The 24,948-nt window shown below is 31.5% G+C and carries 22 protein-coding genes; 11 read left to right on the plus strand and 11 right to left on the minus strand.

Annotated elements, in window-relative coordinates:
* Positions 1-5: 5 nt before the first annotated feature.
* The 5 genes from AC5SL3_RS01945 to epsC form a co-directional block, all read right to left on the minus strand.
* Complete coding sequence (locus tag AC5SL3_RS01945) at positions 6-770, minus strand: glycosyltransferase family 2 protein (protein ID WP_494578486.1); 765 nt, start codon at positions 768-770, stop codon at positions 6-8.
* On the minus strand, positions 757-2,847 hold the full coding sequence (locus AC5SL3_RS01950; RefSeq protein ID WP_494578488.1) for a hypothetical protein: 2,091 nt from the start codon (positions 2,845-2,847) through the stop codon (positions 757-759). Before AC5SL3_RS01950 ends, AC5SL3_RS01945 begins: the two co-directional genes overlap by 14 nt.
* 61 nt (positions 2,848-2,908) lie before the next feature.
* Entirely contained in the window at positions 2,909-3,118 is a 210-nt protein-coding gene (locus AC5SL3_RS01955; RefSeq protein WP_027306630.1) for a hypothetical protein, read from the minus strand.
* Between the two features lie 15 nt (positions 3,119-3,133).
* Entirely contained in the window at positions 3,134-4,138 is a 1,005-nt protein-coding gene (locus tag AC5SL3_RS01960; RefSeq protein ID WP_494578489.1) for a cysteine synthase A, read from the minus strand.
* Positions 4,138-4,716 (minus strand): serine O-acetyltransferase EpsC, encoded by a 579-nt coding sequence (epsC, locus tag AC5SL3_RS01965; RefSeq protein ID WP_494578491.1) that lies wholly within the window; start codon positions 4,714-4,716, stop codon positions 4,138-4,140. Before epsC ends, AC5SL3_RS01960 begins: the two co-directional genes overlap by 1 nt.
* Before the next feature lie 74 nt (positions 4,717-4,790).
* On the opposite strand from epsC, the gene AC5SL3_RS01970 reads away from it, so the two are divergent.
* From AC5SL3_RS01970 to AC5SL3_RS01995, 6 genes are all read left to right on the plus strand, one after another.
* Complete coding sequence (locus tag AC5SL3_RS01970) at positions 4,791-5,201, plus strand: VOC family protein (protein WP_006997125.1); 411 nt, start codon at positions 4,791-4,793, stop codon at positions 5,199-5,201.
* 45 nt (positions 5,202-5,246) lie between these two features.
* Positions 5,247-6,728 carry an aldehyde dehydrogenase gene (locus tag AC5SL3_RS01975; protein WP_494578493.1) on the plus strand — a complete coding sequence of 494 codons (1,482 nt, stop codon included), beginning with the start codon at positions 5,247-5,249 and terminating at the stop codon, positions 6,726-6,728.
* 101 nt (positions 6,729-6,829) lie between these two features.
* Entirely contained in the window at positions 6,830-7,792 is a 963-nt protein-coding gene (locus tag AC5SL3_RS01980; RefSeq protein WP_020169281.1) for an ABC transporter substrate-binding protein, read from the plus strand.
* Positions 7,793-7,874: 82 nt separating this feature from the next.
* Entirely contained in the window at positions 7,875-8,924 is a 1,050-nt protein-coding gene (locus AC5SL3_RS01985; protein ID WP_494578495.1) for a quaternary amine ABC transporter ATP-binding protein, read from the plus strand.
* Complete coding sequence (locus AC5SL3_RS01990; protein ID WP_494578497.1) at positions 8,917-10,422, plus strand: ABC transporter permease; 1,506 nt, start codon at positions 8,917-8,919, stop codon at positions 10,420-10,422. The genes AC5SL3_RS01985 and AC5SL3_RS01990 overlap by 8 nt, the downstream gene beginning before the upstream one ends.
* A gap of 9 nt (positions 10,423-10,431) precedes the next feature.
* Entirely contained in the window at positions 10,432-11,037 is a 606-nt protein-coding gene (locus AC5SL3_RS01995; RefSeq protein ID WP_018414003.1) for a LysE/ArgO family amino acid transporter, read from the plus strand.
* Position 11,038: 1 nt separating this feature from the next.
* On the opposite strand, the gene hisD is transcribed toward AC5SL3_RS01995, so the two are convergent.
* Together hisD and AC5SL3_RS02005 are read right to left on the minus strand one after the other, a co-directional pair.
* Entirely contained in the window at positions 11,039-12,325 is a 1,287-nt protein-coding gene (hisD, locus tag AC5SL3_RS02000; RefSeq protein ID WP_011281955.1) for a histidinol dehydrogenase, read from the minus strand.
* Positions 12,326-12,387: 62 nt separating this feature from the next.
* Positions 12,388-13,299 carry a bifunctional enoyl-CoA hydratase/phosphate acetyltransferase gene (locus tag AC5SL3_RS02005; protein ID WP_494578499.1) on the minus strand — a complete coding sequence of 304 codons (912 nt, stop codon included), beginning with the start codon at positions 13,297-13,299 and terminating at the stop codon, positions 12,388-12,390.
* A gap of 49 nt (positions 13,300-13,348) precedes the next feature.
* Here AC5SL3_RS02005 and AC5SL3_RS02010 point away from each other — a divergent pair, with 49 nt between their 5' ends.
* On the plus strand, positions 13,349-14,491 hold the full coding sequence (locus AC5SL3_RS02010; RefSeq protein ID WP_494578501.1) for an epoxide hydrolase family protein: 1,143 nt from the start codon (positions 13,349-13,351) through the stop codon (positions 14,489-14,491).
* Here AC5SL3_RS02010 and AC5SL3_RS02015 read toward each other — a convergent pair whose 3' ends face one another.
* The 4 genes from AC5SL3_RS02015 to AC5SL3_RS02030 all read right to left on the minus strand — a co-directional run bounded on the left by AC5SL3_RS02015 (position 14,492) and on the right by AC5SL3_RS02030 (position 19,262).
* Positions 14,492-15,502, minus strand: a complete 1,011-nt coding sequence (locus tag AC5SL3_RS02015; RefSeq protein WP_494578502.1) for an Ldh family oxidoreductase — start codon at positions 15,500-15,502, stop codon at positions 14,492-14,494.
* 18 nt (positions 15,503-15,520) lie between these two features.
* On the minus strand, positions 15,521-17,434 hold the full coding sequence (locus AC5SL3_RS02020) for an ABC transporter permease (RefSeq protein ID WP_011281959.1): 1,914 nt from the start codon (positions 17,432-17,434) through the stop codon (positions 15,521-15,523).
* Between the two features lies 1 nt (position 17,435).
* On the minus strand, positions 17,436-18,233 hold the full coding sequence (locus AC5SL3_RS02025) for an ATP-binding cassette domain-containing protein (protein WP_494578504.1): 798 nt from the start codon (positions 18,231-18,233) through the stop codon (positions 17,436-17,438).
* Between the two features lie 87 nt (positions 18,234-18,320).
* Entirely contained in the window at positions 18,321-19,262 is a 942-nt protein-coding gene (locus AC5SL3_RS02030; RefSeq protein WP_018414008.1) for an ABC transporter substrate-binding protein, read from the minus strand.
* A gap of 205 nt (positions 19,263-19,467) precedes the next feature.
* Here AC5SL3_RS02030 and aptA point away from each other — a divergent pair, with 205 nt between their 5' ends.
* Genes aptA through AC5SL3_RS02050 form a run of 4 tightly spaced genes read left to right on the plus strand, consistent with a single transcriptional unit; the run spans position 19,468 to position 24,694 of the window.
* A complete protein-coding gene (gene aptA / locus AC5SL3_RS02035; protein ID WP_006997111.1) occupies positions 19,468-20,814 on the plus strand; it encodes an omega-aminotransferase AptA in 1,347 nt (448 codons plus the stop codon).
* A 42-nt stretch (positions 20,815-20,856) separates the two neighbouring features.
* Complete coding sequence (gene ald / locus AC5SL3_RS02040) at positions 20,857-21,975, plus strand: alanine dehydrogenase (RefSeq protein WP_271766461.1); 1,119 nt, start codon at positions 20,857-20,859, stop codon at positions 21,973-21,975.
* A gap of 6 nt (positions 21,976-21,981) precedes the next feature.
* Complete coding sequence (locus AC5SL3_RS02045; RefSeq protein WP_494578506.1) at positions 21,982-24,426, plus strand: GcvT family protein; 2,445 nt, start codon at positions 21,982-21,984, stop codon at positions 24,424-24,426.
* A 40-nt stretch (positions 24,427-24,466) separates the two neighbouring features.
* Positions 24,467-24,694: a hypothetical protein gene (locus tag AC5SL3_RS02050; RefSeq protein ID WP_494578508.1), complete on the plus strand. Its 228-nt coding sequence runs from the start codon at positions 24,467-24,469 to the stop codon at positions 24,692-24,694.
* Positions 24,695-24,948 lie beyond the last annotated feature (254 nt).

Genomic DNA, 24,948 nt, shown 5'->3' on the forward strand with positions numbered 1-24,948 from the left:
AATTTTTATCTAAATTTTTTCAAACTAAACAATCTGATTTTGATAAAAAAATATATAATTGAATTTAAAAAAAATTTGATAGCATATTTAATATGTAATTGAGATCTTTCATCTCCATATTTTGTTTGTATTGGAATCTCTTTTATAGTTCTATTTTTTATAACATTCATAAACCTAAATTCTTGATCAAAGTTGAAGCTGTCTGTAAGTAATTTAAACTTATTATCCTTTAAAGATTCTAAATCATAAGCCCATAAACCTGTGTGTGTATCTGTAAAAGATGTATTTAAAAGCAAATTGAAACTTTTGGTTAAAAGTATATTACCAATTAATTTATAAAAAGGCATTCCACCTTGATAAACTTTTTTAATACCTCGAAGTATTCTTGAGCCTGTTACCGCACTTATATTTTTATTATTAGAAAATTTCTTTAATAAACTGGGTATATATCTAGGGTCATACTGTCCATCACCATGAATCATTACCGCATAATCAAATTTTTTTGTAAGTGCAAACTTTAAACATTTCTTTATATGAGCTCCATATCCAATATTTATTTTATTTTCATTTAAAAAAATATTTTTTTCTTTTTTTTTAATATTTATTGCATATTTTATTGTGTCATCTTTAGAATTATCATCACTCAATAATATCTTAACATCATATTTACTCAAATTTTTAAAGGGTATTTTTTTGTAAACATTTAAAATTCTGAATGATGCTTTATAAGAAATTATAAAAATTAGTATTTTTTTTTTACCAAGGCTCATATTTAAATTTAATTTTATTGTAACCAGTATTAATCTTAACAGATTTATATGTTTCTAGTACTTTAATGATACTTTTTTCTTTGTTGTTAACATAGACTTTCCAACCTGGACTCCAATTATCTACAAATGTTAAAAAGCCATCTATATTGGTTTTTAGATCAATATAAATTTCATCACCATTATAATTAATTATCTCCATTGAAATAAACACATCTTTATTATTCTTTAAAAAATTCACATCGTTAATAAATTTTTCTATTGTTAGATAACCTATTTTTTTTGTAAAAAAAATTTTATTATTATCATTGAGACCCCAAAACTGATTTATTTTTTTGATAGTTTCTTGATCTAATCCATCTTTTAAATTTCCATTTCTTTTAAAATATTTATCTATTAGTTTAGTATGTTTATCTAAACCAAAATTATCAAAATAATTTATATTAAATTTTCTAAAATTCCTGAAATAAGTATTTCCCTTGACTTCTGTTACTACTCTTGGACTTAAAAAAGCATCATTAATATCATCTAAAGGTTTTTTACTTAAAAGATTATAATTATTAGAATCATAAAATTTATAAGGAATAGCCCACTGTATATTGGATAGTAAAAATAATTCTCCAGAAACTAAAATAACAACTAAAAGAGGTAATAATTTTTTTGATTTTCTTATTTTTAAAAAATTAAAGATAATCAAAGAAATGATTAGTGATATTGAGTATATGTAATGATTATATAGATTAAATATGAAGGCAATTGAGCTAAATTTAATAGAGCCATATAGCAATCTTCTTTCCTGCCAAGTTTTCCAATAATGATTCTTAATATCAGATATTTCAATAATATAGATTTGTAATAAAATTATAAAAATTGCCACTAAAGAAGTGGTGATCAAAAAATTGATATTATGTTTTTTTTCCTCTATTAATTTTAAAACAAAACAAAATAAAACAGCAAATAAGGGAATTAATAAAATATTAATTCTAGAAAAAGCTCTAAAATTTTTTAATAAATCAAATTTTTCCCAAATAATTTTGAATAAATATGAGTTTTCTGCGGCTGAGAATTGATAATTAAATAAAAAAAATATAATGAAAAACGTTAAGAAATATTTTTCTAACGATTGTTTATTTTTACTTAATAAAAAATTTATTACATAAAAAATAAACAATACTGTCATTAAAGTTCCAAAATAATACCAACCTTCAGCTAAAGAAATTGGTGGAAAAATCCACGAACCTAATTGATCTATGAAATTAGAGTCTAATATATATGAAAAAGTTATATCTTGAACGTTTCTATCTCTAGTTATATCCATGACCTCTTTAATTCCCTCAAGCCAAGGAAATACAATCAATAGTGCAAGAAAAGGTGGTAATACATTGTAAAAAAATAGATACAAGTTGTTATGAATAGTATCATTTTTATAAATTTCTTTTTTTACTCTATAGAAAGAAATAAAAATGAAGTAAGAACCAAACAATAAAAATCCATAAAAGATATAATAAGGATATCCAGCTGTAAGTATTAATATTGTTGATACAAATAATATTAAAGAAGATTTTATATTATTTTCAACTTTTATTGACAGTGTCATTCCATACAAAATCCATGAAAACCAAGCAAATGCATGAATGGCATTAGGAAATCTTAGTATTTCGTTTATTTTTAGTCCAAAACAAGTAATCAAGGTTGCAAAAAAACAGTACTTAATATCAAGACCCAGTCTTTTTAACCAAAGATATTGACCTACATTATAAATTGAAACTCCTAAAATTGTATAAATTAGATAAGTATATTTACTTAAGTCACCAATAATGAAACTAAAAAAATAAAGAAGCCAACTTAAAGGATAAAAGTATTGAGCAAACGGGTTGAAGATTAATGAGTACCCTCCAGCTTCACTTGGTGACCATAGTGGAAGATGACCAATTTGAATAAATTCAAATATATATTTTTTATAGGCAAAGTATAATAATTCAAAGTCATTACCTATTTCAATTAATCGTAATGTATGTGGAAAAAGATAAATAAATGGAATAATTATTAAAATGAATAAGTGAAACTTCTTATCTTTCATTAAACACTTATACGAAAATTAAGATTAATTTATATAAAATTTTAGATAAAATTATCTTATATTACCACCAACCCATTACGCGACCATTACCAGCTATAATTAATAGGCAAGTTAGGACATGAAGTAGAATCCAAAATGTTCTAAAGGCTAATGCTTTTTTAACATCGTTTTGTTTTATAGGTAAAAATTCAGGTTTGTCTTTGTCATTAATACCTATGGGCATCCCAACTGTTCTTGCCCAAATTTTTAACCAACGTCTTTGACCAGTCATAATTTTTATCTAAATTTAATCAATCCAATTGGGAAAAGGCAATCCTTTTTCCTCAAGAAAAGATTTGTTAAACATTTTGGTAGCGTATTTATCACTTTTATCACAAAGAATTGTCACAATAGTTTTTCCAGGACCCAACTCTTTACCCATTCTAATCGCACCAGCAATATTAATTCCACAACTAGTGCCAAGACTTAAACCTTCATTTTGAATTAAATCATAAAGTATAGGAAGCGCTTCATGGTCATCAATAGAGTAGGCGTCATCTATCTTAGCATTTTCAAAGTTTTTTGTTACTCTACTTGATCCAATTCCTTCAGTAATTGAACCACCTTCAGATTTAAATTCTCCATTTTTTATATAGTTATAAAGAGCAGATCCTTTTGGATCAGATAGAAATATTTTTATATCTTTATTCTTTTCTTTAAGAGCGTTACTTACTCCTGAAATCGTTCCACCTGTTCCAGATGAACATACAAAACCATCAACTTTACCTTCGGTTTGTTCCCAAATTTCTTGTCCTGTTCCTTCATAATGACCTTTAGCATTTGCAACATTGTCAAACTGATTAGCCCAAACAACACCGTTATTATTTGATGGTCTTAATTCATCAGCAAGTTTTGCTGCAACTTTTACAAAGTTTGCATCATCTTTATAAGGTTTAGCTGGAACTAGTCTTAAATCAGCACCAATATTTCTAAGAAGATCTTTTTTTTCTTGTGTTTGGTTATCATTCATTACTATGATTGTTTTATAACCAAGTGAATTACCAAGTAGACATAAGCCAATACCAGTATTACCAGCAGTACCTTCAACAATTGTTCCACCTTTAGAAATTAATTTTTTGGTCTCTGCATCTCTAATTAAAGCAAGTGCCGCTCTGTCTTTTACAGAACCACCAGGGTTCATAAATTCTGCTTTACCATAAATATTACAACCAGTTATTTCTGATGCAGCTCTAAGCTTGATTAAAGGAGTGTTACCAATTCCAGAAATAAAGTTGTCTTGAATATTTTTCATTAGCTTGAAGTATTTTTATCTACCTCTTCTACCGCATAAGGTTTAAATTCTTCAGTTGCTGTTCCAACATTTTTAGCGGGTATTCCAACCATTACTGCATTCTCAGGAACATCTTTAGTTACAACGGCGTTAGCTCCAATTTTAGCATGAGTACCAATTATTACAGGGCCTAATATTTGTGCACCAGAACCAACTACAACACAATCACCTAATGTAGGGTGTCTTTTAACTTGTCTTTGGTCATTTGAATTAATACTTGGCGCAATCCCACCTAAAGTTGCCATATGATAAATGGTTACGTTATTTCCAATTTCTGAAGTTTCACCAATCACAACACCCATACCATGGTCAATAAATAAATTTTTTCCAATTTTAGCACCTGGGTGAATTTCTATTCCAGTTAAAAACCTAGAGAGTTGAGAAATCATTCTTGCAACCAAATAAAATTTGGCTAGTTGAAAAAAATTTGCAATTCTGTGAAAAAAAACTGCTTTAACGCCTGGGTAAGTTAAAATTAAACTTAGTTTAGATTTTGCCGCAGGATCTCTATCAATTATAGATTGTAAAAAGTCGTTCATTATTTGCTAATGTTGATTATAAATTTATAGTGGTTTATATAAGCTTTAAATAAGTAATTTAAAGAGGAAAATCTATGTACAAAAACACCAACTGTTTTCATTTAGCAATACCTTGTGGCGATTTAGAGAAAGCAAAACATTTTTACAGTGAAATATTAGGGTGCAGATTAGATAACTCAGCTCAAGAATGGGCAGATGTAGATTTTTGGGGAAATGAATTAACTCTTCACGCAAGCGAGCATAAACTTGAAAGCGAAAGACATGATGTTGATATGGGTAACGTTTCTGTTCCTCATTTCGGTGTACATTTATCTAGAGAAAATTTTGATGCTCTTAAAAGTAGACTAAGAGAAAAAAATACTAAATATTATGATGAACCTTATTTAAGATTTAAAGGTACAAAGTATGAGCAAGAAACATTCTTTGTTAAAGATCCTAATGAAAACATCTTAGAGATTAAAACATTGACTGCAAATCCAGAATAGCTTCTTTACTAAAATCAATCTTTAGAATATCTTTAAATCTATAAAATGACTGTAGATTACAAAACTATAGCTAAAAATTTAAAATTTGAAGGCAGAGCTTTTATTAATGGTAAATATGTAGATGCCATTGATGGCGAAAAATTTAAAAATATAAACCCTGCAACAGGCGAAGTCCTTTGTGCAGTTTCAAAATGTAATCATAAAGATGTTGATCTAGCAGTTAAAGTTTCAAGAAAAGCTTTTAATAGTGGAATTTGGTCCAGAACATCTCCAGAGTTTAGGAAAGATGTCTTACTGAAATTTGCAGAATTATTAAGACAAACTGGTGAAGAAAATTCAGTTCTTGAATGTGTGGATACTGGAAAATTAATTGGAGATTGTATTAATGAAGTTGCAAATGACGCGCCAATGCATTTCCAGTGGTATGGAGAATTAATAGATAAAGTATTTGGTAAAGTTGGACCAACAGAACCATCGTTAACTAGTTTAATTGTTAAAGAACCAATTGGTGTTGTTGCTGGAGTTGTTCCATGGAACTTCCCTTTAATGATGGCAGTTTGGAAAATGGCACCAGCGTTAGCTACAGGATGCTCTGTTATAATTAAACCAGCAGAAGACACACCTTTAACTGCAATTAGAGTTGCTCAAATTGCTAAAGAAGCAGGTATTCCAGATGGAGTTTTAAATGTATTACCTGGCTTTGGAGATGTGGGAGAAGCACTGGGTAGACACAATGATGTTGATGCAGTTTCATTTACTGGCTCAACAGAAGTTGGAGGACTGTTCATGAAATATTCTGGTGAAAGTAATTTAAAGACAATTGGTTTAGAGATGGGTGGTAAAAGTCCGTTCATCGTTTTAGAAGATGCAAAGATTACAGATAATTTAATTGATAATGCAATTAATTCTGCCTTTTGGAATGGTGGACAGAACTGCTCTGCAAATATGAGGCAAATAATTCACACTAAAGTTAAAGATGAATTTTTAGATAAAGTTTCCAAAAAAGTAAAAGATCTTAAAGTAGGAGATCCTTTAGATCCAAGCTCTAATATGGGATCAATGATTTCTAAAAAACATCTAGCAACTGTTGATGGGTACATTCAAAAAGGAGTTGATGAAGGTGCTAAATTATTATTCGGAGGAGTTTCAAGTAAAGATCAAAAAGGTTTTTTTGCAAAACCAACTCTTTTTGATGATTTAAAAGAGAATATGACTATTGCCCAAGAAGAAATTTTCGGACCAGTACTTGGTGTTCTTACAATCAATAGTGATGAAGAAGCTTTGAAAATTGCAAGTAATTCAAAGTATGGGTTGCACGCAAGTGTTTTTACTCAAGATATAGATAGGGCTTTTCATATGGCTAAAAGTTTACCTTGTGGAACTGTCTCTGTTAATACTTTTTCTGAAGGAGATATTAAAACGCCCTTTGGTGGATACAGACAATCTGGATCTTTAAGTAGAGATCAAGGTACAGAAGCTCTGGACCAATACCTTCAAACCAAGACTATTTGGATTAGTCATTCATAAAAAGATAAATAATATTAGGGATTATAAGTAGATAATTTTCTTTGACTTGCTCAAAAGTTTTAAGTTATGCTAGTTTTTTTAAATTAATCGAGAGGGATATAATGAAAATAATAAAAACTACACTTGTAGCTGGTTTAATTTCTTTATTTGCTACTTTTTCAGTGCTTGCTGAGAAAGTTAAAATTGGAGATCCAGGTTGGACAGGTGCAACAGCTATTGCAAATTTATTAGCAGCAGTTGTTAATGACAAAATGGGTGGAGAAGCAGAATTAGTTCCAGGAAATAATACTGCAATCTACGCAGCAATTGATAGAAGCAAAGGTGAGATAGAAGTTCACCCTGATATCTGGCTACCTAATCAACAGGCTTATACTAACGATCTAGTTCCTAAAGGAACTCTTAAGTTAAGTTCAAAACCTTACGAAGGAAACCAAGGATATTGTGTGTCTCAACAATTTGCTAAAAAAATGAATATTACAGCAATTGAAGACTTAGCTAGACCAGAAGTTGTTAAAGCAATGGACAGTGACGGAAATGGTAAAGGTGAGTTTTGGATTGGTGCTGATGGATGGGCTTCTGCAAATGTAAACCAAGTAAAACTTAGAGATTACGGTTTATACGATGCAGGCATTGAAGCAATCAGAGCTGCTGAAGCTGTAAAAAATGCAAGAGTGCTTGACTCTATTAAAAAAGGTGAAGGTTATGCATTTTATTGTTACAAGCCACATGCAATTTGGGGAATGGCTGATGTAGTTATGTTAACTGAACCTAAGTTCGATGAAGCAAAATACAAAATGGTTCAGCCTAAAGAAGATGCTGATTGGTACAAAAAATCTTATGTTGCATCAAAAGATGCTCTTAAGCAAATCCAAATCGGTTGGGGAACTTCTTTAGAAGCAAAGTCACCAGCGATTGTTGATTTCTTTAAGAACTTTCAATTGTCAGCAGACGATGTTTCATTAATGGCTTTTCAAATTTCAGTTGAGAAAAAAGATCCAGCTGATGTTGCTAGAACATGGATGAAAAACAATAAGTCTAAAGTTGATGGTTGGTTAGGCCTTTAAGTTAAACTAAATTTTACCCGGCAACCAAATTTGTTGCCGGGTATATTTCTTTAAAAAATTATTAAATTTTCGAACGGATCTGATGGACTCTGCTATAGAAATAAAAAATGTTTGGAAGATTTTTGGCAACACTTCTGTGGAAGCATTAAATGCCATTCAAAATAATCGTATTTCAAAACAAGAAGCTTTAGAAAAATATAATTCAGTAATTGGTGTATCAGATGTCTCTTTTGACGTTAAAAAAGGAGAAATATTTTGTGTAATGGGTCTTTCAGGGAGTGGTAAATCCACTTTAGTGAGACATATTAATAGATTACTAGAACCTACTTCAGGACAAATTTTGATCGATAATGAAGATGTGATGAAGTTTGATCCAAAAAGTTTACAAGATTTAAGGAATAAAAAGATAGGCATGGTTTTTCAAAACTTTGCTCTAATGCCTCACCGATCAGTTTTAGACAATATAGCAATGCCGCTTGAAATAAGAGGTATTAGTAAAAATGATAGATTGGATGCTGCTAATAAGATTTTAGATATTGTGGAACTTCAAGGTTGGGGAAATAAATTTGCCCATGAACTTTCAGGTGGAATGCAACAAAGAGTAGGATTAGCTAGAGCTTTGGCAGCGGATCCTGATGTTTTATTAATGGATGAACCTTTTAGTGCACTAGACCCATTAATAAGAAGGCAGCTTCAAGCAGAATTTATCAAACTTTCAAAACAAATGAAAAAGACTACAGTATTTATAACTCATGATTTAGATGAAGCAGTAAGAGTGGGTCATAGAATTGCTATCATGAGAGATGGAAAAGTTATCCAAATAGGAACACCAGAAGAAATAGTAATGAAACCAGCAGATGATTATGTTGCTGATTTTGTAAAAGGAATATCTAGATTAAAAATTATTCAAGCAAAATCTATCATGCAGCCTGTTGAGAAATTTGAAAAAGAATTTGGATTAATATCAAAAAATTTAGAAAGCGTTCATGAAAATGATTTACTAAATAAGTTGATAGAAAAATCTTCTATTAAGGATGAGCCGATATTAGTAGTTAATAATGAAAACAAAAATATTGGTATAATAACACAGGCAGACTTATTAAAAGCTGTTGTAGAGGGTAGTGATGGATAATAAAGCAAACAGAAACCCATCAAGAGATGAATTAATTACTGACTTTGTAAAAAGTAATCCAGACTATTATATTAAAGAGTTTAAAAAAATTGGTAGCAAGCCTACTTACTCATTTTCATTTAATTTATTTGCATTCATATTTGGGCCAATTTGGTTTGGAATGCGTAATGTTTGGAATTGGACTTTAGCTTTTTTAATTATTGAAACTTTTTCAGTAGTACAAATTATTAGAGGTTTATTTGGTAATATTACAGCAGATGCTATTGCTAAAGTTGAGCAAGTAAAAGGCACTATAGCCTTTAGAAATAAACAATTAGAAGCTGCGATAGAAAATAATCCAGATAAAATTGATGTCTTTAAAAGAAATATAAAATCTTTAGAGGATGCTATGCAAGGTTATTTAGATGAAATTACTAGAGTAGAAGCTTCAGCAATTTGGATAGCAATTTTTGGTTTTATTTTATTGATAGGAGTTAAAATTGTTCAGGGTGTTTTGGCAAATTCAATTTTAGAAAAGAAATATTCTGAATGGTTATCCGATAAATCTATTCATCCAGGAATGCAGATGAAAAATTACATTTTAAGTGGTGTTTTTACCTCTGTTATAATGATTTTTACAGTTATCCATTACAGTTTTCCGGGCTTACTTCAGATAATGGATACGTTCCCAACACATCCTGAAATAAGATTATTTTCAATTAAATGGATAGAAATTGTTTTTGATTATGCCGTTGTTAAAGGAGATTTAATTTTTACAGCTATAACAATTGGTATTAGGTCCGTATTAGATTTCTTAGAATTATTGTTTGTTAAAACTCCTTGGATTGTAATTATAACTGCAATTGTAACTTTAACTGGGTTATCTGCAGGACCCAGGGCTGCAATTTATTCTACAGGATTTTTATGTTACATGGGTTTTTTAGGTTTCTGGGTTAAAGCAATGACTACACTTGCCTTATTAGGAACTGCTGCAGTTTTAAGTATAGCAATTGGAATTCCGCTTGGAATTTTCTGTGCAAGACGACAAAGATTTTATTCATTAATTAGACCGATAATGGATTTCATGCAAACAATGCCAGCTTTTGTATTTATGATTCCAGTAATAGCGTTTTTTGGAACTGGAAAGGTTGCAGCAGTAATTATTACAATGATTTTTGGTGGTACACCTGTTGTAAGACTTACAGTTTTAGGGTTACGTGGAGTGCCAGAAACAATTCGAGAAGCTGCTATCGCATACGGTGCAACTAAATGGTATTTGCTGAGAAAAGTAGATCTGCCACTAGCTACACCTTCAATTTTGGCAGGTGTGAACCAAACAGTAATGTTAAGTTTAGCCATGGTTGTTGTAGCATCTCTAATCGGTGCAAAAGGTTTAGGTCAAGATGTTCTCGAGGCATTACAATATGCTAATGTTGGACAAGGTATACTTGCAGGTATAGCTATTTTATTTGTTGCATTAATACTTGATAGGGTTGTTCAGGGTAAAAAAAGAGTTTAATAAAACTTAATGGATTATTTAATATTAGGTTTTTTAACTGGGTTAAGTTTAATTCTTGCAATAGGTGCTCAAAATATATTTGTCATAGAACAAGGCTTAAAAAAACAATATATTTTTATTGTATGTTTAATTTGTTCAATTTCAGACTTTTTATTAATTTTTTTAGGAATTTTTTTATTTCAGTATCTGAATTATTTTTTTACTCCAATTATTGAGTTAGTTTTTAATATTTTACTTTTAATATTTTTATTACATTTTATTTGGGGAAAAATTAAAACTAAAGTTTCAGAAACTTCATTTGATGTGGATAGTAAAACTAATAATTTATCTAACATTGTAGTTAAAACTTTAGGTTTTACTTTTCTTAATCCACACGTTTATTCAGACACTGTGTTTTTCCTAGGAAACTTCTCTAAAAGCCTTAGTCAAGTGGATAAGTATTACTTTGGTGCTGGGGCAGCCATTTCTTCATTCCTATTTTTTTTTATAATAGGATATCTTTCAAAATATTTTTCTAAATATCTTAAAAGTGCAACAGTGTGGAAAAGAATAAATTATTTGATTATTCTTTTTATGTCTATTTTGGCTTTAACAGTGCTAATGGAAATTATATAATTTAACTAGAATAACCGTACTTTTTAAGCCTAACGTCGCCTGTTCTTGCATGTGCTTCCATTCCTTCGTATCTAGAAATTCTTGCAGCTGCAGCACCAACTAATTCAGTAGATTCTTTTGTCATTCTTTGAAAACTTAAAGTTTTAACAAACTTACCAACGAATAATCCACCCGTATATCTTCCCGCACCTTTAGTTGGAAGTATATGATTAGTTCCTGAACATTTATCTCCATAAGCAACAGTTGTTTCTTCTCCAATAAATAAAGAACCATAGTTTGTAAGTCTTTTGTGAAACCACTCTAAATTTTCTGTCTGAACTTCTAAGTGTTCTGGAGCATACTCATCACTAATAGTTGCCATTTCTTCATCAGTATCACAAAGGATAACTTCACCATAATCTCTCCACGCTGCATCTGCGTTTGTTCTTGGAACTTCTGGTAGTTCAGCAATTAATTCTGGAACTCTTTTCATTACTTTCTCTGCAAGCTCTTTACTCGTTGTGTATAACCAACAAGGTGAATTATAACCATGCTCAGCTTGACCCACTAAATCTACAGCAACTATCTCAGGGTCAGCTTTAGCGTCAGCAATAATTCCAATCTCAGTAGGACCAGCAAACAAGTCAATGCCCACTTTTCCAAATAAAATTCTTTTAGCTTCAGCAACAAATTGATTTCCAGGACCAACGATAATATCTGCAGGAGGGTTATTAAATAAGCCATTAGTCATTGCTGCAATTGCAGGAACACCACCTAAATTTAAAATTACATCAGCACCACAAAGATCTGCGGTATAAATAATTGTTGGATGTGCACCCACTCCTTCTTTTGGAGGACTACAGGCAATAACGTTTTTTACACCAGCAACCTTTGCTGTTGTTACACTCATAACAGCTGATGCAATGTGTGCATAACGACCTCCTGGTACATAACATCCAGCGGTATTAACAGGTATTAATTTTTGACCAGCAAAAAGTCCATCTGAAAGCTCTACTTCAAAATCTTGACCATAATTTTTTAATTGAGCTTCAGCAAATTTTCTAACTCTTTCATATGAAAATTGAACATCATCTTTTGTTTTTTGATCTAATGTTTTTTTAATTTCTTCAATTCTTTCTTTAGAAACGATGATTTCTCCATCGTACTTATCAAATTTTTTTGTAAGATCGATACAACCTTGTTCTTTTGTAGTTTCGATATTTTTTAATAAATCCTGAACAATTCCAGTTGTTTTAGTATCGTCCGTTGACGATGTTTTTGGTGATTTTTTTAAGTACGTTATAGCCATTGTTTCCCTCTCTGATTTTGAAGCTTTATTTAAAACATTAATGTCATTATTTCAATGAAGAATTAGTCTAAAGCAACAACAGCTGCAGCAATAGAGGCTAATCTAGCTTGTGCTTCATCAGATCTACTAGTAATTACTATTGGAACTTTACCACCTACTACTACACCAGCTGCACAAGCTCCCATAAAATAAATCATCATTTTAACCAAACTATTTCCGGTTTCAACACTTGGAACTAGCAATACATCTGCATTACCAGCTACAATATTTTTAACACCTTTTATAGCGGCAGATTTTTTTGAAATACTATTATCAAATGCCAAGGGACCAAAAACATCAGCATTTAAATTTTCTTCTTTTGCAAGTTTTGTAATTTCATCTGCATCGATAGAGCTTGGTACACTATCTAAAATTTCTTCTGTTGCTGATAGAACTGCAATTTTGGGCCTTTCAATTCCTATACGGTTTGAAAAATCAATTACATTTCTTATAATATGCATTTTTGTTTTTACATTGGGTAAAACATTTAAAGCACCATCAGTAATTATAAGTGGCTTGTCATCTTTAGTATTTGTCATATGCCATATGTGACTAAGTCTAGTTTTACCAAGTAAATTGTAATCTCTTTTTAAAATTTCTTTCATTAAGACATCTGTATGAATATGACCTTTAACAATAATTTTTACTTTATCTTGGCTAGCAAGTTTTGCAGCAATAGCAGCAGTATTATTTTCAATAGGTTCATCAATGATTTCAAATTTTGAAATATCCCATTTTAAATCTTCAGCACATTTAAGAATTTCTTTTTTATTCCCTATAAAGATAGGTGTTATTAAATTTTCATTAACAGCATCTTGAACTGAAAGCATTGGTAAAGGCAACCCTGCATTTACGATTGCAGCATTAACACCTTTTTTCTTATGTGCATGATCCAGAAGGTTATTAGGACAAACAATTTCTTTATTTGAAAGCATGAGGTATATTTAGTCTGAATTTTTAAAAAGTATATACTGTAAATTGATAATGATTAAGCCTTTTAAATTAGATATTCCCGATAAAGTACTTCAAGAAATATACACTAAAGTAAAAAATTACCCATGGCATGAAATGCCAGATGATGGTGGCTGGAAATATGGAAGTAATCTTGATTATATGAAAGAGATCTCAAATTATTGGATTAAAGATTTTGATTGGAGAAAACATGAGGCAGAAATAAATCAATTTCCAAATTTCACAACTATTGTAGATGATATCGAAATACATTTTATTCATGAAAAGGGAAGTGGGTCCAACCCAACACCTTTACTTCTTATGCATGGATGGCCTGGATCGGTAATTGAGTTTTTACATATTATAGAAAGACTTGCACACCCTGAAAAATTTGGTGGAAACATTGACGATGCCTTTGATGTAGTGGTCCCATCATTACCTGGTTTTGGTTTTTCTGGGAGACCTTCAAGACCCATGGGACCAAGAAAAATAGCCAATACTTTAAATAAATTGATGACAGAAAACCTTGGTTATAAAAAATATTTAGCACAAGGAGGTGATTGGGGAGCAACTATTGCAAACTGGATTGGTTATGATCATTCAAAATCATGCAAGGCAATTCACATTAATTGTTTAACAATGCGCCACCCTGATGGTCCACAAACAAAACAAGAGGAAGAATGGCAACAAAGATTTAATCAAGATCAAATAATGCAGGATGGATATAGAACTCAACAAGCAACTAAACCTCAAACTTTAAGTTATGGAATGATGGACAGTCCTGTTGGAATTGCAGCATGGATTATTGAAAAAATGTACTCATGGTCTGATTTAAAAGACAACAATATTGAAAGTGTTTATTCAAAAAATACACTCTTAGCTAATATTATGGTTTATGTAGTTACAAAAACTTTTAACACAGCTACTTGGATTTATTACGGAAGAAGAGAAGAGGGTGGACGTTTTTTTCCTAAAGATTTTAAAAAAATAGAAATTCCCACAGCTGCAGCAATTTTTCCAGCAGAAATGTCTGAGTGGCCACCAAAATCTTATGTAGACAGAATGTTTAATGTTACTCAATGGACAGAGATGCCGAGGGGTGGACATTTTGCAGCGCTTGAAGAACCTGAACTTCTTGTTAATGATCTTGTAAAGTTTTCAAGAACTGTAAGATAGCTAGATACTTTGTAAATATTCCAAGTCTTTTAAAACAGCTTTTGAAATATTAATTTCTTTTTTAAGATTATTTTTAAACCTATTAAACTTACTTTGTCCTGGGTAAAGAATTTCTTTAACACCTTTTATCTTAGGTAGTCTTTTTATAGTTTTGATATTGTCTTTTATTCTTTTATTGAAAGAATTTCCGACAAATAAATTAGGCTTTAAAACAAAAAATAGGTGACCAATATTTTGTGGACCACTAAAATCGGTAAATGGATCTTTAACTCTACCTGCATGATTACCACCTGTTAATACACCACTTAAAATATCAACCATCCAAGCTAATCCAGAACCCCTAAAACCAGCAATTGGTAATTGAACACCCTCTAATGCTTTTTTAGGATCCGTTGTTGGTTTACCAAATTTATCTAAAGCAACTCCCTCAGGAATTTTAGTTCCTTCTCTTGCTGCAACTCTAATTTTTCCTCTATTAATCATTGAGATTGAAGTATCTAAAATAAAAGGAACCTTTGATCCAGTAGGTGTTCCAAAACAAATAGGGTTTGTTCCAAATAAACTTTTTAAAGCTCCATGAGGTGCAACTGCTGGAGGTGCATTAGTGAATACCATTACCATTAAACCTTTTTTAACTGCTTGCTCTGCGTAATAACCAGATAAACCATAATGACCACTATTCTTAACTGCAACTAAGCCAATTCCAGTTTTCTTAGCATTGCTTATAGCAGTTTTAATAGCGGTATCTGCTGCAACAAAGCCAATACTATTGTTACCATCAACATGGGCAATGGATTGAGAAATTTTTTTAACTTTAATTTTAGCTTTTGGATTAATAACTTTTTTAGAAATACGGTCACAGTACATCTTAAGTCTAGATAAACCATGTGATGGAGCACCAACTAATTCTGCATTGATTAAGGCTTCAGCACAAATAGTGGCATGATCTTTGTTTAATTTATACTTAATAAAGATATCTTTAATAATTCTTTTTAATTTCGAAGATTTCATAGTTTAATAAAAGTTTGATTAACCTTTACCATGCCATGGAATTGTTTTGTCAATTATTTTTCTTAAAGCAACATCAAATAATAAACCTAACATACCCATTACAAAAATAGTGATCCAAATAACTTCATATTGGAAGTATTTTTTAGCAACGTTTTCAACAAATCCAATACCTGTAGTACCTGCTAAAAATTCAGCTGCAACCAAAGTTCCCCAACACATTCCAACAGCAACTCTAACCCCTGTTAAAATTTCAGGTAATGAGTTTGGAAATATTACATGTCTTAATATTTGCCATTTAGATGCACCAAGTGAGTGTGAAGCATGAATTTTAGACAACTGCGTACCAGCTGCTCCTGCTCTAGCAGAGATGATCATTATTGAAAATGAAACCATAAATAACAAGAAAACTTTCCCAACATTATCAATTCCAAATACAGTAATAACTAGAGGAGCCCAAGCTAATGGGGGTACCGGTCTATATAGTTCAATTAATGGATCAAAAAATCCTTTAGCAAACCTGTTTAAACCCATAAATAATCCTAGTGGTACACCAAAAATAATTCCAAGTACTAAACCTAGTAGAACTCTTAAAAAAGAATCCCAGATATGACCCATCGGAACTGGTATCTTAAATAATTTAAACTCACCTGTAACAACACTTAAGACTTTACTCTTAAAGTTTGGAGTAACAGTTCCGTCAGCATTATGAATTGGATATGCCCCAGGCATAGCATCTGCAATCCAATCAGGTAATATAAAACCAACTATTTTACTTACATCCATCATTTCATACCAAATTAGAGGTACGTTTTTAAATCCAATACTGGGTTTAAGGAGTAGCACAAATTTATTAAAGGTATCAGACGGTTTTGGTAACCATCTTCCAGATCCTTGTTCAGAACAATTTGGTCCACTTGAAACAATTGTACCAGCAGGAAATAAAAAAATATCAACTAGTCTTAAAACACCTTGTTCTTTCTTTTGAACTTCATCAAACTCTATTATTGATTTTTGCATATCATCAAGAGTATTAGGTGGGAAAATACTTGCGTATTCGATTCTTCGAGCAATTTTTAAAACATCTTTTGCTAATGCAGAAGCTACTTCTTGGGTATTATCTAAACTAGATCGATAAGCTTTAATCTCATCCTTAATCTCTTTCATTAACTGTTTATATTTATAGTTATGATTTCTTATTTTGAAAAAGTCATTACTAATAAGAGTTAATTCTTTTGCAGCTGCATCAAATTTTAAACCCATTTTTGTTTCAGGAATAGTTGGTATTTCAACTGTATTTTCTACAGCGGTTGCAGAGGCTCCCCATTTCCCTTGTTTTTTTAAAGCTTCAATTCTTGCGTTCTCTTCTTCAATACTTTTAATTGGTGGATAGCTTATTTTTTGAAAATCTTCTGTTAACCAAGTAATTCTATTTGTCAAATCTCGAATTTGACTTTTCGTTTCTTCTTCTAAAAGGTCAATATTGGTTAACAATGGAATTGATTGTTGAGTTTTTGCAATAAATTTTAAAAGAGTAGTTTTGTCTTGCTCTCTTATATTGGGTGAATTTTTAATTTCATTAGCTAGTTTTTGTATATTTTTGTTTTCACCTTTGATTATTGAAGTACTCTTAAATTCACGTTCTTCAATTGGAAATAAATATTTTAACGAAAGTAAAGAGTCGTTTACTTTTGCAACCTGACAAAGTTCATTTGCAGACTGGGGATAAAATGATTTCGCCATATCCCAAGAATAGTAAAGCCAAGTTAATAGTAAAAAACTACTACCAACAATAACCCAATGAACTCCACCTTTAGCTCTTTCAGGATTACCAAATACAGCATCTAATTTTTCAGTTTTTGCTAATTTTCTTCCATACAAAATAGATCCAATAACTGCAAAAATTACTACGAATGTTATAATACCTGTTAGCATACTAAATATCTTTACCCATAATTTCTTCTTCCATATTCCAAATCATAGTTAGAATTTCTTCTCTAGTGCTTACAAAGTTAGGTGTTTTTTTTATCTCTCTTAAATCACCATCAATACCCATTGATGCAAAAGGAAGATTATATTCTTTATGGATACGACCTGGTCTTGGTGCCATTACATATAATCTTTCACCTAGTAGTAAAGCTTCTTCAACTGAGTGGGTGATTAAGATAATTGTTTTTCCTGTTTCTTTCCAAATTTTTAAAACTAAAGACTGCATCTTCTCTCTGGTTAATGCATCTAATGCTCCTAACGGTTCATCCATTAAAATTAAATCAGGGTCATTAATTAAACATCTAGCAAGAGCAACTCTTTGCTGCATACCTCCAGATAATTGATAAGTAGGAGTGTTTCCAAAACCTTGTAGGCCTACTATATTTAACCATTCTTCAACTTTCTTAGCAGTATTAACCGGGTCTTCTTTTTTCATTCTTAAACCAAAGTCAACATTCTCTGCAACCGTTAGCCATTCAAATAAAGCACCTTGTTGAAAGACCATTCCCCGTTCAACACCAGGGCCATTAATTTCATTTCCATTAAGAGTGAGAACTCCAGAAGTAGGTTGTAGAAATCCAGCAGTAATGTTTAATAAAGTTGTTTTTCCACAGCCCGAAGGACCAAGAACAGTTAAAAGTTCACCTTTTTTAAGTGTAAAGTTTACATCTTTTAATGCATGAACTGTTTCTCCTTTAGGAGTTTTAAAGATCATGTTTAAATTCTGAGAAATTAAATCACTCATAAGACAATACTATATTAGAATTTTTTTAAAAAAATAGGCACCAATTTATTTAACTGGTGCCTATTTAAATTTATTTAACTCTCTAGATTAAAGAGGTAAAAAGCTTGTATCAACTGCTCCGTTAGGAGTACCCATTCCTTTTAAAAATCCACTTAGATTTCCAGAAGTCATAGATTTTTCAGTCTCTTCAGGTGTAAGAAATTTAAATCCGCTTAAAGTTTCTTTCATATCACCAAGCTTCATCTCAGCATCTTTAGCGATAACATTTAAATCACTTTTACCTGCTGCATATCTAGCATTTGCTTCATGAGTTACTTCTATGAAAGTTCTCAGCATACCTGGGTTCTCTTTCATAAATTTGTCAGTAACAGATGTAATGTCGATACCTAAGATACCTGCATCACGCGCTTCTTGAACTGTTAGTAATCTACTTCCAACTGCAGTTGCAGCTTTAATAGAATTACCACCAAATAAACATGCCATTACAACATCACCAGAAACTAGTGCAGCAGCACCTTCTTCAGGATCCATTTGAATAACTGTCATTTTACTTTTATCAGCGCCAACAACTTTCATACTTTCATCAAAAACATACTCAGCCATTGTTCCTAGAGGAACAGCAACTTTTTTACCTTCTAATTCAGAAGCGTTAGCTTTTGTAATTCCAGAAGCATTAGATGTAACACAAGTTGTTCCACCCATTCCGTATTCCATAGCAATATCTACAAGTTTTAGCGGAGCTTTTGATTTAACAGCATTGATGAATGGCACTAAGCCTTGTGAGTAAGAAATATCAATATCTCCAGCTAACATAGCATCAGTCATAGCACCACCGTTTGAAAAGTTAGTCCATTTAACTGGAACACCTAGAGCTTTATCAAACATCTTTTTAACTTTGTCTTCTTGGTTTGGAGTAGGCCATTCTAAAAAGAATGCAACTCTAACTTCTTTAGCAGCAGCGTTAGCAACTGACATTGATAAGTTAAGAGCAACTACAGCACCAAGAATAAAACTAATTATTTTTTTCATTATTATTCCTTTGTTAGTAATTTAATTAAATTATCTGTATTTAAATAGAATTTGGAATTGATGTAAAACAAATTTTAATTTTTATACACCTATAAGTTGTAAGATTATAAGCCTTAAAGAAAAAAATAATTATAGAAAACCTTTTGATTTAGTCTAATAGTTAGGAATAAAATTATAACACTACATACTTAGAGAGAGAATATTTATGAGCTCAGAAAACAGAACTTCAGTACCTAATTCATTAAATGAACATTGGATGCCGTTTACATCTAATAAAGATTTCAAAGCAAACCCAAGACTAATTACAGAAGCTAAGGGGGTTTACTTAAAAACTCACCATGGAAAAACACAAATAGATGCGAGCTCAGGGTTATTTTGTAACCCACTAGGCCATGGAAGAAGAGAAATCACAGAAGCTGTTACAAAGCAATTAGAAACTTTAGATTACGCACAACCATTTCAACAAGGTTTTGGTGGTTCATTTGAATTAGCTACAAAAATTTCAAAACACACACCAGGTGATTTAAATAAAATGTTTTTTACAATTTGTGGATCTACAGCTGTAGAAACTGCAATTAAAATTGCTGTTGCATATCACAGAGCAAAAGGACATGCAGAAAGATTTAGATTTGTTGGACGTGAGCGTGGTTATCATGGAATGAACATTGGCTGTATTTCAGTGGGTGGAATGGTAAATAATGTTAAAACGTTTGCAAGTGTTTTAATGCCAGGTGTCCAACACATTAGACATACACATTTACCAGAACATAAGTTTGTAAGTGGTCAACCAGAAACTGGAGACTATTTAGCAAATGATTTAGAAACTATTTGTCAAAACTTTGGTGGCGAAAACATTGCTGCTTGTATTGTTGAACCGATTGCTGGATCAACTGGAACATTGGTTCCACCAAAAGGATATTTACAAAAACTAAGAGAGATCTGTGACAAGCATGGAATACTTTTAATTTTTGATGAAGTAATTACAGGATGGGGCAGAACAGGATCTAAATTCGCTGCAGATGAATTTGGAGTAACTCCAGACATTATGACAATGGCTAAAGCTACAACCAACGGTGTTGTTCCCATGGGTGTTGTTGCATGTAATGATTATATCTATGATGCGGTAATGGATGCTTCACCAACAGGTGCAGTTGAATTGTTTCATGGCTATACTTATTCAGGAATTCCAGTTGCAGTTGCTGCCGCTCTTGCAGTGCAGGAAATTTTTGAAAAAGATGATATTTTCAATAGAGCAAAAAATTTATCTCCTTATTTCCAAAAAGGATTATTCTCTCTTCAGGATCTAGAGTCTGTAGATAATATTAGAGGATATGGAATGATGGGCGGAATAGACATGAAGCTAAACACTAAACCAGGTAAAGCTGGTTATGAATGTTTTAAAGCTTGTTATGAAGCTGGTGTTAACTTTAAAGCTACAGGAGATTGTTTAATTATAGCTCCTCAATTCATCTGTGAAGAAAAACACATTGATGAGATTATTGAAAAGTTAAGAACTGGTATCACTAACTATCAAAAAAATCAAAAAAACTAAAAACTTTAAAATTTTAAAGTATTAAATTAAGGAGAGAAGGTTATGAAAATCGGCGTACCTAAAGAAATCAAACCACAAGAACATCGTATTGGATTAACACCTGAAAGTGTTAAAACTTTAATATCAGAAGGTCATGAAGTTTTAGTTGAAAATAATGGTGGATTTGAAGCTGGTTTTGAAAATGATCAATACACAAGTGTGGGTGCTAAAATTGTTGATAAAGCTGAAGATATTTTCAATGATGCAGACATTATTGTTAAAGTAAAAGAGCCCCAAGCAGGTGAAGTTAAGATGATTAGAGAAAATCAGATTGTTTATACTTACTTACATTTAGCAGCAGCTAAAGAATTAACAGAGGGTTTGATTAAATCTAAAGGTGTTTGTATAGCCTATGAAACAGTTACAGATGACAATGGCAGATTACCATTACTTGCACCAATGAGTGCAGTTGCTGGACGTATGTCAGTTCAAGCTGGTGCGCATTGTTTAGAAAAAAATCAAAAAGGTAGAGGACTTTTATTGGGAGGTGCTCCTGGAGTAGAAGGTGGAACTGTTGTTATTTTAGGTGGTGGTGTTGTTGGAGAAAATGCTGCTATAATTGCAACAGGAATGGGTGCTAAAGTTCATATCGTTGACAAGTCTGAAGCAAGATTGAAACAATTAGTTGAAATGTTTGGAGATAAAATAATTCCAGAACAAAGTGATAAGATCGATTTAAATCAACTAGTTGCAAAAGCTGATTTATTAATTGGAGGTGTTTTAATTCCAGGTGCTGAAGCTCCAAAGTTAATTACTAAACCAATGTTAAAACTTATGCAAAGAGGATCTGTTATTGTTGATGTTGCAATTGATCAAGGAGGTTGTGTTGAAACGAGTAAACCAACAACCCATGGTGATCCAACTTATATCATTGACGATGTAGTTCATTACTGTGTAGCTAATATGCCAGGTGGAGTTCCAAGAACTTCAACAATTGCATTAAATGCTGCAACACTACCTTATTTAGTTAAACTTGCTAACAAAGGTTATCAAAAAGCTTTAGGCGAAGATAAAAATTTCCTTGCAGGATTAAACGTCCATAAGGGTATGGTGACTTATAAAGCTGTTGCTGATGTTTTTGGACACGAGTTTGTAGCAGCGGCAAAAGCTATAACCCAGTAAAAAAGTATGGATAAAATGCTTCCGGCCAAAGCAAAAGTTGTTGTTATTGGTGGGGGAGTTGCTGGTTGTTCTGTTGCATATCATCTTGCAAAATATGGTTGGAAGGATACCATTTTATTAGAAAGAGACCAACTAACATCAGGAACTACTTGGCATGCAGCAGGTCTTGTTGGTCAGTTGGGTGCATCCGCTACAATTACAAGACTTCGTAAATACTCTTTAAATCTTTACAAAGAATTAGAAAAAAAAACTGGTTTATCAACTGGACTAAAACAAAATGGAGCAATCACAGTTGCTAGCACACCTGAAAGGCTACAAGAATTATTAAGACAAGCAACTGCTGCTCAGTTATTTGATGTTAATGTTGAAACTGTTAGCAAACAAAGAATAAAAGAACTTTATCCTGTTATAAATGATGATGATATTTTAGGTGGAGTATATATGCCGGAAGACGGTCAGGCAGACCCCGTTGGAGTGACTAATGTTTTAGCAAAAGCTGCAAAAATGGAAGGAGCTCAGATATTTGAGAAAACTCCTGTTGAAAAAATATTAATTAAAGACAAAAAAATTGTTGGTGTTCAAACGAAATTTGGCAAAATTGATTGTGAATACGTTGTAATTGCAACCGGGATGTGGGCTCGACAAATGGGTGAAGATATTGGAGTAAGTATACCACTATATCCAAATGAACATTTTTATATAATTACAGAACCATTAGATAAATTGCCTAAAAATCTACCAGTTTTGAGAGATTACAATTCTTGTCTTTATTTAAAAGAAGATGCTGGCAAAATGTTAGTTGGAATATTTGAACCTAATGCAAAACCTGCTTTTAAAGACAAAGGAATTGTACCAGATGATTTTTCATTTGGAGAATTTCCAGACGACTTTGATCACTTTGAGCCTTATTTAGAAAAATCATTTAAAAGATTACCAATACTTGAAACTGCTGGGATTAGAAAATTTTTTTCAGGTCCTGAATCTTTTACACCAGATACTCAATATCTTTTAGGAGAAACTCCAGAAGTTAATAATCTTTTCACATGCTGTGGATTTAATAGCATTGGCATAGCCAGCTCAGGGGGTGCTGGAAGAGTTACTGCTGAATGGATGATTAATGGATATATGAATGAAGATTTATTTTCACTTGATATTAAAAGATTTCAAAAGTTCCACTCATCTAAAAAATTTATTATGGAAAGAGTAACAGAAACTCTTGGTGATTTATACGGAATGCACTGGCCTTATAAACAGCATAACACTTCAAGAAATCAAAGATTATTACCGTATCATGAAGAATTAAAAAAAGAGGGAGCGTGCTTTGGTGTATCCGGTGAATACGAAAGACCTATGTGGTACGCAAAAGATAATGAAAAAGCAGAATACAAATACAGTTTTGATTATCAAAACTGGTATCCTTCAGTTGAATTTGAAACAAAAAATACAATTACCAATGTTGGTTTGTATGAACTCTCTCCATTTTCAAAATATGAAATAAAAGGAGAACAAGCACATAGAGAATTACAAAGAATATGTACAGCTAATATTAAAAATGAAATAGGTAGATCAACATATACACAAATGCTGAATGAAGCTGGAGGAATTGAAGCAGACTTAACTGTTATTTGTATTGATAGAAATCATTTTAGAATAATAAGTTCAGCTGCAACAAGAACCCATGATAAAGCGCATATCATAAAACATTTATCTCCTAATTTAGAATTAAAAGATATTACAGATGATCTTATTTGTTTAGGAATTTTTGGACCAAAAAGTAGAAATTTAATTTCAAAAATTTCAAATGATGACTTTAGTAATGAAGGATTTAAATTTGGTTATGGTAAATTTATAAGTCTTGGTTCAAAAAAAATTTGGGCTCAAAGATTATCTTATGTAGGTGAATTAGGATTTGAGCTTTATATAGAAAATAAGGATGCTACAGAAATTTATCAGTTAATTGTTGAAGAAGGAAAAAATCATAATTTATCTCACTGTGGGTCGCATGCAATGGATACAATGCGAATGGAAAGTGGATTTTTACATTGGGGTCACGATATTTCACCTGAAGAAAATCAATACGAGGCAGGATTAAATTTTGCAATTAGTTATAAAAAAGAAATCGATTTTATTGGCAAAGAAAGCTTATTAAAAATAAAAGGTAAAAAACAAAACAGAAGGTTTGTTATGCTGTCACTTAAAAATAGTAAGCCAGGCACACCTCTATTATTACATGAAGAACCAATTTATCTGGAAGATAAGATTATAGGAAGAACGACATCTGGGAATTATTCCTTTAATTATAAAAAAAACCTGTCTTTTGGATATGTAAGCTCAATACATTCAAATGAAGTACTTTCAAAAATGAACCTATATATTGAAGTTGCTAAACAAAAATTCCCAGCACTAGTAGAGATCACTCCTCTAAAAGATAAACGTCCTAGATTGTTATAATTTTGTTGCCGAGTTAAATAATTGGTGGTTAAATAATCTCATGCAAAAAACTTATTTTCATGACAGAAAACATATCGGTGAAAAAAAAGTTAATAAAAAAACCATTCCACTGCAATATATTGATCAAAAGAGAATTGTAGACATCAATAAATTATTGAACAGAGTAAGAATAGATAAAAAAAATGAAACTAAAAGACAAATCGTTTTTTATAGTTCAGTAATTTTAGCATTAACTCTTTTTTCAACTTTTATAGTAGCTATAAAATAATCATATTGATCAAAAGTTGATTGATCTAAATTAAAAACCTATTATAAATCATCAAGAATTAAGTAGCGGGGTAGCTCAGTCGGTTAGAGCGCAGGAATATGAAAAGTATCGGTTCTTGACACACATAGGACACAGTCAATAAGGAAAACATGCAAATACTTAATTGCACTAAAAATAATATCTATAATCATCGACTATGCGGAATAAGAAGCAAAATTTCATTTTATTAGTAGATAAGTTTTTTGACCTAGTAA

The sequence above is a fragment of the Candidatus Pelagibacter sp. PS_34 genome, from assembly GCF_059417845.1.

What these genes read in the sequence shown, in the direction of transcription:
- ald (WP_271766461.1), top strand. Translation starts at nt 20,857, where the DNA reads ATGAAAATCGGCGTACCTAAAGAAATCAAACCACAAGAACATCGTATT.
- AC5SL3_RS01990 (WP_494578497.1), top strand. Translation starts at nt 8,917, where the DNA reads ATGGATAATAAAGCAAACAGAAACCCATCAAGAGATGAATTAATTACT.
- AC5SL3_RS01980 (WP_020169281.1), top strand. Translation starts at nt 6,830, where the DNA reads ATGAAAATAATAAAAACTACACTTGTAGCTGGTTTAATTTCTTTATTT.
- epsC (WP_494578491.1), bottom strand. Translation starts at nt 4,716, where the DNA reads ATGAACGACTTTTTACAATCTATAATTGATAGAGATCCTGCGGCAAAA.
- AC5SL3_RS02030 (WP_018414008.1), bottom strand. Translation starts at nt 19,262, where the DNA reads ATGAAAAAAATAATTAGTTTTATTCTTGGTGCTGTAGTTGCTCTTAAC.
- AC5SL3_RS01960 (WP_494578489.1), bottom strand. Translation starts at nt 4,138, where the DNA reads ATGAAAAATATTCAAGACAACTTTATTTCTGGAATTGGTAACACTCCT.
- AC5SL3_RS02005 (WP_494578499.1), bottom strand. Translation starts at nt 13,299, where the DNA reads ATGCTTTCAAATAAAGAAATTGTTTGTCCTAATAACCTTCTGGATCAT.
- AC5SL3_RS01995 (WP_018414003.1), top strand. Translation starts at nt 10,432, where the DNA reads ATGGATTATTTAATATTAGGTTTTTTAACTGGGTTAAGTTTAATTCTT.
- AC5SL3_RS02025 (WP_494578504.1), bottom strand. Translation starts at nt 18,233, where the DNA reads ATGAGTGATTTAATTTCTCAGAATTTAAACATGATCTTTAAAACTCCT.
- aptA (WP_006997111.1), top strand. Translation starts at nt 19,468, where the DNA reads ATGAGCTCAGAAAACAGAACTTCAGTACCTAATTCATTAAATGAACAT.
- AC5SL3_RS02050 (WP_494578508.1), top strand. Translation starts at nt 24,467, where the DNA reads ATGCAAAAAACTTATTTTCATGACAGAAAACATATCGGTGAAAAAAAA.
- AC5SL3_RS02010 (WP_494578501.1), top strand. Translation starts at nt 13,349, where the DNA reads ATGATTAAGCCTTTTAAATTAGATATTCCCGATAAAGTACTTCAAGAA.
- AC5SL3_RS02045 (WP_494578506.1), top strand. Translation starts at nt 21,982, where the DNA reads ATGGATAAAATGCTTCCGGCCAAAGCAAAAGTTGTTGTTATTGGTGGG.
- AC5SL3_RS01945 (WP_494578486.1), bottom strand. Translation starts at nt 770, where the DNA reads ATGAGCCTTGGTAAAAAAAAAATACTAATTTTTATAATTTCTTATAAA.
- AC5SL3_RS01975 (WP_494578493.1), top strand. Translation starts at nt 5,247, where the DNA reads ATGACTGTAGATTACAAAACTATAGCTAAAAATTTAAAATTTGAAGGC.
- AC5SL3_RS01955 (WP_027306630.1), bottom strand. Translation starts at nt 3,118, where the DNA reads ATGACTGGTCAAAGACGTTGGTTAAAAATTTGGGCAAGAACAGTTGGG.
- AC5SL3_RS01985 (WP_494578495.1), top strand. Translation starts at nt 7,875, where the DNA reads ATGGACTCTGCTATAGAAATAAAAAATGTTTGGAAGATTTTTGGCAAC.
- AC5SL3_RS01970 (WP_006997125.1), top strand. Translation starts at nt 4,791, where the DNA reads ATGTACAAAAACACCAACTGTTTTCATTTAGCAATACCTTGTGGCGAT.
- AC5SL3_RS01950 (WP_494578488.1), bottom strand. Translation starts at nt 2,847, where the DNA reads ATGAAAGATAAGAAGTTTCACTTATTCATTTTAATAATTATTCCATTT.
- AC5SL3_RS02020 (WP_011281959.1), bottom strand. Translation starts at nt 17,434, where the DNA reads ATGCTAACAGGTATTATAACATTCGTAGTAATTTTTGCAGTTATTGGA.
- AC5SL3_RS02015 (WP_494578502.1), bottom strand. Translation starts at nt 15,502, where the DNA reads ATGAAATCTTCGAAATTAAAAAGAATTATTAAAGATATCTTTATTAAG.
- hisD (WP_011281955.1), bottom strand. Translation starts at nt 12,325, where the DNA reads ATGGCTATAACGTACTTAAAAAAATCACCAAAAACATCGTCAACGGAC.